Annotated in this window: 9 protein-coding genes; all 9 read right to left on the bottom strand. The window is 67.0% G+C overall.

Features of this window, described 5'->3' with window-relative positions; translation table 11 throughout:
* Positions 1-1,151, bottom strand: a 1,151-nt coding sequence (locus FJZ36_15645) for a hypothetical protein (GenBank protein ID MBM3216333.1), incomplete at its 3' end; no start/stop codon positions are given.
* An 18-nt stretch (positions 1,152-1,169) separates the two neighbouring features.
* A complete protein-coding gene (locus tag FJZ36_15640; protein ID MBM3216332.1) occupies positions 1,170-1,514 on the bottom strand; it encodes a cupin domain-containing protein in 345 nt (114 codons plus the stop codon).
* 9 nt (positions 1,515-1,523) lie between these two features.
* Positions 1,524-1,952, bottom strand: a complete 429-nt coding sequence (locus FJZ36_15635; GenBank protein ID MBM3216331.1) for a molybdenum cofactor biosynthesis protein MoaE — start codon at positions 1,950-1,952, stop codon at positions 1,524-1,526.
* Positions 1,949-2,392: a MoaD/ThiS family protein gene (locus FJZ36_15630; protein ID MBM3216330.1), complete on the bottom strand. Its 444-nt coding sequence runs from the start codon at positions 2,390-2,392 to the stop codon at positions 1,949-1,951. The genes FJZ36_15635 and FJZ36_15630 overlap by 4 nt, the downstream gene beginning before the upstream one ends.
* A gap of 30 nt (positions 2,393-2,422) precedes the next feature.
* Positions 2,423-3,466 (bottom strand): cation transporter, encoded by a 1,044-nt coding sequence (locus tag FJZ36_15625; GenBank protein MBM3216329.1) that lies wholly within the window; start codon positions 3,464-3,466, stop codon positions 2,423-2,425.
* 2 nt (positions 3,467-3,468) lie between these two features.
* On the bottom strand, positions 3,469-4,791 hold the full coding sequence (gene hflX, locus FJZ36_15620; GenBank protein MBM3216328.1) for a GTPase HflX: 1,323 nt from the start codon (positions 4,789-4,791) through the stop codon (positions 3,469-3,471).
* A 135-nt stretch (positions 4,792-4,926) separates the two neighbouring features.
* The gene (locus FJZ36_15615; GenBank protein ID MBM3216327.1) at positions 4,927-6,768 is read right to left on the bottom strand and encodes a hypothetical protein; all 1,842 of its coding nucleotides are present in this window, start codon (positions 6,766-6,768) and stop codon (positions 4,927-4,929) included.
* A 321-nt stretch (positions 6,769-7,089) separates the two neighbouring features.
* Positions 7,090-7,761 carry a hypothetical protein gene (locus tag FJZ36_15610; GenBank protein ID MBM3216326.1) on the bottom strand — a complete coding sequence of 224 codons (672 nt, stop codon included), beginning with the start codon at positions 7,759-7,761 and terminating at the stop codon, positions 7,090-7,092.
* The gene (locus tag FJZ36_15605; GenBank protein ID MBM3216325.1) at positions 7,761-10,358 is read right to left on the bottom strand and encodes an alpha-mannosidase; all 2,598 of its coding nucleotides are present in this window, start codon (positions 10,356-10,358) and stop codon (positions 7,761-7,763) included. The genes FJZ36_15610 and FJZ36_15605 overlap by 1 nt, the downstream gene beginning before the upstream one ends.
* Positions 10,359-10,982 lie beyond the last annotated feature (624 nt).

The raw sequence follows: 10,982 nt of genomic DNA, 5'->3' as shown, positions 1-10,982 counted from the left end.
ATGAGGTTCGCGGGGTACTCGCAGTAGGTGTTGGGTCCGGCGGGCGTTCCGTCCGGGGGATGGTAGCGCTCGCGCCAATAGTAGCCGTTGTCCTCCCCGATCCGAGCGACGCGCTGGAGCGACGCGGCGATGCCCTCGCCGTCGGCCATGCGCGCCCGCGCCCAGCACTCGACATACCAGACGCGCCCCATCGCGGCGAGGTCGTGCCGGTGGCCGGAATGGGTGAACTCCCACTCCTCGTACGAGTCGGGACGCGTCGCGATGCCCGTCGGGACGCCGCCATAGTAGAAGCCGGCTTCGTCGCGGACCCGCTCCCACGCGCTGGCTTGCTGGTCGAGGTCGCCGACGTCTGCCGCGAGCGCCGCCCAGTTCGTGTCGGTCAGCCCGTGCGCGTCGATCAACCCGCGCTCCGGATGGATGTACTCGCCGAAGTGGTCGCCCGCCCAGTAGCGCTGCCGGAAGCACCGCGCGATCCGGTCGGCGAGCGACGCGTATCGGTTCGCTGTCCCGTGGTCGCCCACGACGCCGTTCAGGGCGGCGATGCGCCGGAAGGCATCGACCGCATGGCACTGGGAGACGCCATCGTACTCGACGCGCGTCGGGAACTCGACGTAGTAGCCCGCTCCGGCGACGAGCCCTTCGTCCGTCGTCAGCGACGCCAGATAGTCCGCCGCGCGGTTCACGTACGGAAGCTGCTCACGGAGCCAATCCGCGTCCAGCGTGCGACGGTAGAACACGTCGGCGTTCTGGATGAGCGTGGGACCCGCCAGGGCGCGGAGCGGATCGCCCTTGACCCAGTGGACGTACAGGCCGCCGTTCGGATCGGTCAGCGATCCGGCGACTTCGCGGGTTCCCGGCAGAATGGCGAGCGGAAGCTGCCCGTTGGGACGCTGGAACCGGCGCACGTAGTCCCAGTTCAGGCGGACCGTGCGTTCGTCGCCCAGCCACAGGAGCGCGTCGGCGAGTTGGTGGCCGTCGAGCGACGGGTAGCTGTTGCCGGGACCGAAGCCCACGCGGTCGGCGCAGACCGAGTAATAGCCGGGGAACACGGTGTCGTCGCGGGCGGCGAGCACGTTCTGCGTCGCCGCCTTCTCATAGGCGCGGAGCAGCTTGGCGTCGGGTAGGTCGGGAACGGTCACCGGCTCATCCACGGGTACGCTCCCTTCTGGCTAGGCATCTCGCTTGGCTTCGAGGATGACCATATAGCGCATCAGCGTGTCGCCCGTGTTCTCGATCCCGTGAAACACGCCAGAGGGGACGAAGATCGCGCACTCCGCTGCGACAGGGAAGGTCTCCTCTCCCAGAAGCATCGACCCGCTCCCTTCGAGGACGTACATGACCTCCTCCTCGGCATGAGCGTGCGGATCGTGAGCGCGCGTTCCGGGGCTGATCGCTGAAACGTGAACCGCGAGGCGCTCCGCCCCGACGGAGGGGTTCACGAAGAGCTTGGCGAACCCTTGGGGATCGTGCGCTCGCGGGCGCTCCGGGGCGTCGTTCCAATGGATGATGGGCATGGGCGTCCCCTAGCGGTCTTCGGCATCGTCGCCGACCCAGCGTTCGCCGCCGTCCGCCCAGATTTCGCGTTTCCAGATGGGCGCATCCTGCTTGATCCGATCCATGATCTGGGCGCACGCGGCGAAGGCTTCCGCGCGGTGCGCCGACGAGACAGCGATCGCGACGCTCGCCTCGCCGATCTTCAAGCGCCCGGCACGGTGGACCACGGCGGCGTGATCCAGGTTCCATTGAGAGGCGGCTTCCGACGCGATGTCCGTGAGCGTCTTGACCGCCATCGGTTCGTAGGCTTCGTATTCGAGCGCGGCGACGGCCCTGCCCTCGGCGTGGTTCCGCACGATGCCCAGGAAGACGACGATCGCGCCGGAGCTCGGAGAGTCCACCAGCGCACGCACGGCAGATTCGTCGATCGGATCGGAAGTCATCCAGCAGCGGATCATGGCAATCCTGCGCAGACGCCGCCGGCAACCGGCGGGATCAGAGCGATCTCGTCGCCGTCGGAGAGGGCGGCGTCACCGGAGACGTATTCCCAGTTGCGGGCGTATCGAACTCCCTGGACATAACGCGCCAGCTTCGGGAAGCGCTCCGCCAGCGCGTCTTTGAGGGCGGACAGGCTCGCGCCCTCCGGCAGCTCGAACGTCTCGCCGTCCGTGCCGGAGGCATCGCGGCAACCTGCGAAGAATCGGACGGAAACCTGCATGCCGAGTCCTTGGATGGGGTGACTGACCCATGATAGCGGCGTGAGTCCGCAGCCGCAATCGTACGCCGTTGCCGTACTCGTACGGTACTGCCGCGCCGCCCGGCTGCCTGTCCCCGCGAAAGCGGCTCGCGGGAATGACGGAGCCAAGGCGAGGATCGTAGCGGCGACTCGGCGAGTCATCACTGGCGGGCGTCGGAGCCATGGACGTGGCTAGTGGACAGCGGACCGCGTCTCGCTCGAAGGGGTCTCGCCGCGTTCGGCGATCAGACGGAAGTGCGCCGGGTCTCCAATGGAGCCTTCGAGGGTGAAGGGGTGTTCCCGCACGCGCTCGCTCCTGCGCACGGGGCAGTCCGAGACGCCGCAGAGGATGCAGAGCTCCGGCACACAGGCGTCGAGGTGAACGATCACTTCGCCCGGCGCGTCGAGGTGATCCAGGATGATGCTTTCGATCTCCTCCTGGACTTCGTGCGCGTGGTCGATATGCCAGTATCGCGGAACCGTCAGATGCAGATCGACCTGCTGCCGCTCACCAGAACGCCAACTGCGGAGGTGGTGCACGTCGATCCACTCCGGTTCCCGTGTCGCGTTCATCGCATCGAGAATCCTGCGGAGCACGGGCTCTTCCGCCTCGTGGAGCAAGCCGCTCACGGACTCTCGCACGAGCCGGCTCCCCGTGTAGAGGATGTTCAGCGCGACGCCGATGGCGACGATCGGGTCCAGCAGCGACCAGCCTGTCCAGACGACGAGCGAGAGACCGGCGACGACGCCCAAACTCGTGTAGGCGTCCGTGAGCACGTGGTGCCCGTCGGCGATCAACGTCAGCGAGCGGGTCCGCTTGCCGGTGCGGATGAGATACCACCCGAGCGCAAGGTTCATCAAGCCCGCGACCAACGTCAGCGTGATCCCGACATCCAGCCGAACCGGGCTCCGACCGAAGAAGATGCTCTTCCCCGACTCATAGACGATGGCGAGTGCCGCGATGATGATGAACGCGCCCTCGAAGCCCGCCGAGAAGAACTCGATCTTTCCGTGTCCGTAGGGATGGGCTCGATCCGGGGGCTGGGCGCTCTTGATGACGCTGTAGAGCGCGAACGCCGTCGCTAAGACATGGACGACCGACTCCAAAGCGTCCGAAAGGACAGCCGCCGAGCCCGTGATCGCGTACGCCGCGAACTTGACCCCGAACATCCCGATGCCGATGCCCAGGGACAGACGCGCCGCTCGAATGCGCAAGACAATCGATGACGTGGACATGCTCAAGTGCCGGATGGAGTCGGAACGACGAACGCCTGGAGCGGAGCGACGTACTTCGGATCGAGGCTCGCGCGGACGAGGATCGCGGCTTCCTGATAGTCCACGGTCTCGACAGACCCGTGGCGGTAGAGGTACGACAGGAGCCCGCCGTCACGATGGGAGAGGCGGAAGAAGTATTCGGTCTCGCGGGCTGCGACGCGCCGAGACAGCGCCATGCGCAGGACATCCAGCCCTACGCCCGTTCGCGCCGAGACGGCGATGGCTTCCGAGAATCGCTCGCGGCAGTTCGCAATCGCGTCGTCGCCATCGGGCAGGAGGTCCGCCTTGTTGAGGACCATCTGCGTCGGGATGGACGCTCCACCGAGCTCCGTCAGAACCTGTTCCACAGCGGCGATCTGGTCCAGGGCTCCCGGATGGGACACGTCGACGACGTGGATGAGCAAGTCCGCTTCGAGCACCTCCTCCAGCGTCGCTCGGAATGCCGCGACGAGCCGGTGAGGAAGCCGCTGGATGAAGCCGACCGTGTCGGTGAGCGCGAGCATACGCCCTTCAGGAAGCGGGAGGGCACGCGTCGTCGGGTCGAGCGTGGCGAACAGCTTGTTCTCGACATGGACGTGTTCCGTGCCCGTCAGGGCGTTCAGGAGTGACGACTTGCCGGCGTTCGTGTAACCGACCAACGCGGCGCTGTATAGGTCGGCTCTGCCCTTGCGCTGCACTTCGCGGTGCCGCACGACGGCGCGGAGCTCCTGGCGCAGGTGGGTGATCCGACCTCGGATCCAGCGGCGATCCATCTGGAGTTGGGTTTCGCCGGGCCCTCGGGTTCCAACGCCGCCGCTGACGCTCGATCCGCCGCCGAGCCGCGAGAGGTGGGTCCAGTGCCGGGTCAGACGGGGCAGCGCCGTCTCCAGTTGGGCGAGCTCGACCTGTAGCTTGGCTTCCTTCGTCCGGGCGCGCTGCGCGAAGATGTCGAGAATGAGATCCGTCCGGTCGATGACCTTCGCGTCGAACAGGCGTTCCAGGTTCCGCATCTGCGCGGGGGTGAGCTCGTCATCGAAGAGGAAGACCTCGGCGCGGAGTTCTTCGTTGAGTCGCCGGAGCTCCTCCGCCTTGCCGCTGCCGATGAGGGTCGCCGGAGTCGGAGCGCCCTGTTGGTGGAGCGCTTCGCAGACGACATCGACTCCCGCCGTCTGCGCCAGGGCGGCGAGCTCGGCGAGGGATGCCCCGGCGTCCGGCTTGGCGAACGCCGCGTCCTCCCACTCGACGCCGACGAGGATCGCGCGTTCCCGCGCCTCGATGCGGCTCCGTATCTCGAACATGTCCGCCACGCGAGCTCCCTTCGGTACGCGACGACGCCCTCAACGGTTCCCGCCGCTGGAGGCACGTCGCTGTCGTGAAGAGCGTACCACGCGGGGCACCGACCGGCAATGGAACGGTTCCACAGAAGCGAGGGTCCGCGCGAGTCAGGTTCCCACCGCCAACGGGCGAACATCGACCGACTCGAACGCGACATCCGCGTCGGATGCGAACAGGAACAGGCGGGAACCGACCGCCCCGTGCCTCGTGACCATCGTTCGCTGGCGGTCCATGCATACGTCGAGAATGTCCCCCTTGGCGACGATATCCAGGTCGAACGGTGCGTCGAGGTTGGAGACGTGCGAGATCGCGGCGTCGGTGCGTTCGCCGGGCTGCCCGCCGTTTGGAGTGCCGAACTGCACACGCCGGTCACCGGGCTCGAATCGGACCTCGCAGCCGGATTCGTACGCGCCGTCGCCGCGCACACAGAAACCGCATGATCCAGCCCCCGACGACGGAACCACGCGCATTCGGAGGCGGAAATCGGATGGCAAGCCGTCGAGGGCGGCAGCGCCGAATCCGCTGGTCGCCTGGATACGGAACCCGTCGGCGCTACGCTCGACGCCGCTGGTCAAGGGCTCGTAACGGAGCGGCACGGGATCGCCCGTCGGCGGTTCGAGCTCCGGCACGAAGCGCGTTCCCAGCGTTCCATCCTCGCGCTGGACGAGCTCGCGGAACACGAGGTCGCCGCCCCAACCCCTGTCCGGCAGCCACGTGACGTAGATGCGCCGGTTCCCACCGAACGGAGCCGTCTTCGGCACGTAGAGCAGGTCGAGGCGGTTGGGCGTCGGTTCCACCCAGGGACCCGCCGGGCTCCGCGACATCCAGTAGACGAACTCGGCGAACAGGTAATACCAGCCGTTCCACTCGAAGAGATGCGGGCAGTCGGTCACGCGCCCCGGTATCAGGAACGGCTCTTCAAGAAACCACTCGTACAGATCGTCTGAGACGAGGTGCGCGAGGCATCCGTCCCTGCCATCGGTCAGCCGCGCCGTGACGAGCAGGTGGAACCGTCCCGACGCGTCGCGGAAGGCTTCGGGATCGCGGTAGTGCATCGGGTCGTAGCCCGGCTGCGGCGACGCGAAGGGGTTGGGCGTCGTCTTGTCGAACCGGATACCGTCGCGGCTGATGGCATGACCCAGATGCTGCGAGCCGTCCGGCATTCGGGTCGCGTAGAAGGCGTGGTAGACGCCCTCGTGAGCGATGACGGAGCCGGTGCAGATGGAGCTCTCCCACGGCTCCGTGATCGGGATCGCCAGCGGATGGTGTTCCCAGTGGACGAGGTCCTCCGTCGAGGCATGCGTCCACTGATGCGCGCCGAGACCCCACTTGCTGCGGTGATGCCGCCGGTCGAACAGATAGAACAGGTGGAACCGACCGTCGTGGTAGAACGGCATGCAGTCGCCCGCGCTCGTGTTGAACCCGGGCGGACGCCAGTACGCCATGTGCTCACCGGCATCGGGAAGCAGCACCCGCCGTCGCGCTGCGACGCGCTCGACTCCGCCGCCGAGCGTCGCGATGTCGTCATCCGACAGGGCGTACGTCCAGAACGCGCACTGTTCGGAGTTCTCGACCGACAGCCGGGTCGGCGTCGGGACGAGCTCGCCCAGATACCATTCCTCATCCACGAGAACGCCATCGACGTAGAGCTCGAACGTCGCGGGTCCGTACCGGACGAGCACGTCGTGGGAGCCGTCGGACTTCAGCGCGTCCGATGAGACGCTCAGCATCAGCGGCTGGGCGTTCCAGTCCGTGCGGAGCTCGGCGGCAACCCCGGTATCCGAGCGCGTCAGTCGGAGCACGGCGTTCCCGTCGTCATCGGTCATCGCCGCCGATGCGTCGGTTCCGACGCGCAGGTAGAGGCTGAACCGGTCGAAAGCCGGCAGAGGGTGTCGAGCACGGGTCGAATCGCGCAGGTCGAAGGCTGCATTCCCGAACGGCGAGTTCATCAGGAGCGCTCCGACTACGAGTGGATGGTCGATCGGCTCTCGCTGAGCGCGGACGGGCACCAGTATACATGGTCACTGGCTCCGGCGGCTGAGGAGCATCGCCAGCTCGAACGCGGCAGCCGGGTGGGCGACGGCGATTCTGGCACGCGCTAGCGCGGCGGCTCAACGAGGCGCGTGGCGTCAGAGGCGGACGCCGGAGGCGTCCCGGATTGCCGATTCGAGCGTGAAGGGTCCCGGCACGACGAGGATGACGGCATCAATGCCGACGCATGTGCCCGGAATAGCCGAAGTCAGCGATGCTCCGTTTCACCCCTTTTCGCCCTAGGACCGCTTCGTCAGCTCGTGGAACTCGGGAACGGCGGGCTTTTCGAGCGTCGAACACTGCCCCAGACAAGGTCTTCCCGCGAGGAAGTTCGGGCATTGGCGCTCCGTCCGAGCGAGCGTCGCCAAGACGCACTGATTGAATGGGCGGATCCGCTCAGACCACGTGTCCACGGTCGCCATTGGGATGAAGGCGGAGACGCCCGCCTCCAGCAGCCGGTCGAACACGACGCGGTCGTTCGGGTCGCCGATGGCGATGCCCTTCAGATGCGGCTGGCGCGTCACCGCCAATCGGAAGAACGAGCCCGGCGATCCCGATTGGACATCCCACAACACCGCCTGCGTGTGATGCAGTTGCAGCGCCGTGTACGCCGCCTGGGTGTCGGTGGTTCCCTCTGCCCGCAGGCTCAGCCCCTGCAAGTGGCTGATGATCGCCTGGCGCACCTCCGCTGGGAACCCGACGACGAACACGTCCATCGTCATCGGGTACTCCGCGTTCAGGAGCGCGCCGTTCAGCCACAGATCGACCGTCCGGCGCTGCATCTCCACCTCGCGCCGGACGAGCTCCCGACCCGCGTCTCCGACCTGCCGCCGCGCCGTCTCCACCCGCGCGTCGAGTTCGCGCCAGAGCTCGTCCATCGCGCGCTTCGTGTTCAGCGGCAGTCGGCGCATCAGCAGGAACCCTTCACGAGTTCGAGCGTGACGATCTTGAAGCCGGGAACAGCGAGCCGCACCCGACCATCGGCGATCTCGCACGGCTCCTCGCGCGTCTCATCCAGCCGGGCCCGGTGCACTTCAGCGACCGGGAAGCCGATCTCCAACTCGGCATCGACCGGCTCCGCGAACGGGTTGTAGAACCGCACGATGACCGACCCGCCGGCGTCGCTCGGCTTCACGGCGGAGAGAACGAGCTGCGCCGGGTTCAGCCGTAGGAACGCCCCCCGCGCCGCGAGCTCGCCTCCGTGACGACCCATCTGGACCGAGCGGATCGGCGCGTTGTAGAGCCGCGCCGCCAGCGCCGCGCCGGACGCCTCGAGCGTTCCCGCGTGCGGGATGATTGCATACTCCGCGACGTTGCTCCCGATGCTCTGCGAGTCCTCGGTCGGGAACACGCCCCAGTCGCCGATGCGCCCCGACGCCCGCAGGAGCGTGATCGCGACGGTCGCCTTGCCGTCCTGCAAGACCTCATACTCCGGCAGACCCCGGTTCGCGATGGTCAGTCCGCGGTGCTCGTCGCTCACATCGACAAACGCCTGGCAGGGATGGCAGTTGCTGGGGTTCTTCCAGCCGCGCCACGTAGTGATGGGTCGGCGGACGACCTCGAACTGCCCGTCGGCGCTGGACTCGGTCGCCTGCACGCGCGCCGGGAAGAGCGCCCGCAGTCGGTGATCGCGCTTTCCGTTCTTGATGGTCGTGCGAACCGCGAGATAGGGAGCGCCCTCCGCTAGCGTGAGCTCGCTGACGACGCCCAGCGAGCCGTCCTCGACGGGCAGCTCGCCGCGTATCTCGATTCGCTTGCGGAGCCGGTTCGATTCGACCGTTTGGACGGTCGCGTTCCGCAACCGGACGACCTGATCCTCCGCCGGAGCGCGGTAGTTGTACTCATCGCCGACGTCCAGCGAGTCTTCCAGGACGTGCAGCCCGTCGAACGCGACGCCCGTCGCCGCATCCTGCAGGTTGATCGTCCCGTCCTCGTGGACGTTGACGCGCAGCGACCCAGTCGTTCGCGGTTCGTCCGGTTCGGCGCTCTGCCGGGACTCTGCCAGCGCGGCGAAGCGCAGCGTCGCGTAGCCGAAGCTCGGCACGTCGGCGAGGACGAGCACGCGAGCCCGTACCGCATGGTAGGGAACCCGGAAGCCGACATCAGGCAGGTGGTAGTCCCACGTCCGCGCCGCGTCGAGGAACACGCACTCGACGGGAGCGCCGTCCGCGTCGGTCGCGGACACGTCGAGGCAGAGCGTCTCGTCGGCGAAATCGACGGCGATCTCGATCGTCTCGCGCCGGTCGATGTTCGTCGGGTTGTACAGGACGACATAGGCGGCGTCGCCGAGCCGGTCGGGCGCGTTGTCCGGCGTGTCGGAACCGTCGCCCATCGACGCCGTGTCGATCCGCGCACCGACGGCAAGCAGGGCGTCGCGCGCCATGTCCTCGGCGACCGCTTCGCACTTGGCGAATCGGATGTCCACCTCTCGATGCACCGGGTCGGCGGAGCAGCCGCAGATGGAATCGTGGGGATGGTTCTCGAGCAAGAGCTTCCAGGCGAACTCGGCGTATTCGCGGTCGTAGGGGGTTCCCAGTAGGTCCGCCATCGCGCCGAAGGGCTCCACCCACTTTTCGAGCCCCGTCTGGCATCGCCAGTTCGCCTGCTTCTCATAGAGCCGCGAGCTGAGCACGTTCGTCAGCGTTCCCCAGCCGTCGGTGAACCGGCTCCGCAGCTCGCCCTCGACGCGCTGGAGCCCCTTCGCCTCCGACCGCACCGCCGCGAGGTAGTCCGTGAAATTCGAATGAACCAGCCGATCCTCGGTCATCGAGCGGTTCGCACGCGCGATGGCGGCGGACACATCCGGCTGGGAGGGCGTGTGATCGCAGCCGTTCATCAGGAGCAGGTGGGAGGTCGTCGCGTAGCGCAGGCACGCGTCGCGGATGCGCTCCACGACGGCGACGCATGAATCGTCCGTCGGGATGACCATGGCGTTGGCGTACCAGTTGGCGAAGAAGATGCCGAGGACCTCGGAGCCGTCTGGCGAGCTCCACAGGAGCTCCGACGCGTAGCCGCGCTCTTCGGGAGTCGCATCCGGCGGCGCGTTGGGGTTCCGCCGGTTGATCCCGCGTCCGAAGACGGCGTTGTCGATCCCGAACCCGCGCAGAATCTGCGGCATCTGCCCGATGTTGCCGAACGAGTCCGGCAGATACCCTAGCAGGATGGGGTCAGCGAACTCGCGCGCCAGGCGCATTCCGATCTGCATGTTGCGGACCTGCGCCTCGGCGCTGGTCAGGTATTCATCTTGGAGCACGTACCACGGACCCACGGAGAGCCGTCCCGCCTGAGCCGCCGCGCGGATGCGCTCCCGCGCGCCCGGACGCATCGCCAGGTAGTCCTCGATGGGGATGAACTGCCCGTCCATGTGGAAGTGGTGGAAGTCCGGATCGCGGTCGAGCAGATCGAGGAGCCCGTCCATGAGCTGCACGAGGCGTCGGCGGTGGCTCTCGAAGGGGAGATACCATTCGCGGTCCCAGTGGGTGTGGGAGATGACGTGGAGCGTCCTCATCGGGAGTCCTTTCCGGGGAACCCGGTCGCCGTGTTAGACCAAAGTCTGTGCTCACAGCATGCCAGGACGAGTCGCCTCGCGGAAGGGCGGTCTCCGCGTGGAGCCACGGGCTTTGGAACCTGCCGCCTCCAAATGGGGGAGGATCGAGGAGGGGGATGCATCGCCACAGCACTTGGGTCGCTTAAGTTGACACTAATGGTCTCAGACCCGCCCCTGCCGTTTCAGACGTCATGGGGCAGCGACGCACGCGCCGTAGACGTCGCCCCTGCGATGCGTTTGTTTCCCCGAGACACGTCCTCCGAAGGGCTCCATCCTGCCTCGACTGGCTTCCTACCTGCGATTTTCGCAACCCCGCCGCTTGACGACCCGTTGAAATCGACGTACCGGCAGTGTGGAAATCTTGTGGATAAGCCTGTGGGTAATCCCGTGGAAAACCCCGAGCTGCCTCACGGGTCGCGCCAGTAGACGCAAGCCGACTTGGCGCGTTAAGAGCGACGTAGCCGCAGGACATCCACCCATGACAGGAACCGGCGATGGCTGAACCATCCCCCTCCCTCTGGGAGGAGATCGTCTCGGAGATCGGCGACGGCGACCCCTACCTGGAGCAGGCACATGGTTCTCTGG

This window comes from Candidatus Poribacteria bacterium (genome assembly GCA_016866785.1).
Classification (GTDB): Bacteria; Poribacteria; WGA-4E.
This window is presented reverse-complemented; position numbering and strand designations above follow the sequence as displayed.

Coding starts and splice junctions, on each gene's coding strand:
- FJZ36_15640 (MBM3216332.1), bottom strand. CDS start 1,514: ATGCCCATCATCCATTGGAACGACGCCCCGGAGCGCCCGCGAGCGCAC.
- FJZ36_15635 (MBM3216331.1), bottom strand. CDS start 1,952: ATGATCCGCTGCTGGATGACTTCCGATCCGATCGACGAATCTGCCGTG.
- FJZ36_15630 (MBM3216330.1), bottom strand. CDS start 2,392: ATGACTCGCCGAGTCGCCGCTACGATCCTCGCCTTGGCTCCGTCATTC.
- FJZ36_15625 (MBM3216329.1), bottom strand. CDS start 3,466: ATGTCCACGTCATCGATTGTCTTGCGCATTCGAGCGGCGCGTCTGTCC.
- FJZ36_15615 (MBM3216327.1), bottom strand. CDS start 6,768: ATGAACTCGCCGTTCGGGAATGCAGCCTTCGACCTGCGCGATTCGACC.
- FJZ36_15610 (MBM3216326.1), bottom strand. CDS start 7,761: ATGCGCCGACTGCCGCTGAACACGAAGCGCGCGATGGACGAGCTCTGG.
- FJZ36_15605 (MBM3216325.1), bottom strand. CDS start 10,358: ATGAGGACGCTCCACGTCATCTCCCACACCCACTGGGACCGCGAATGG.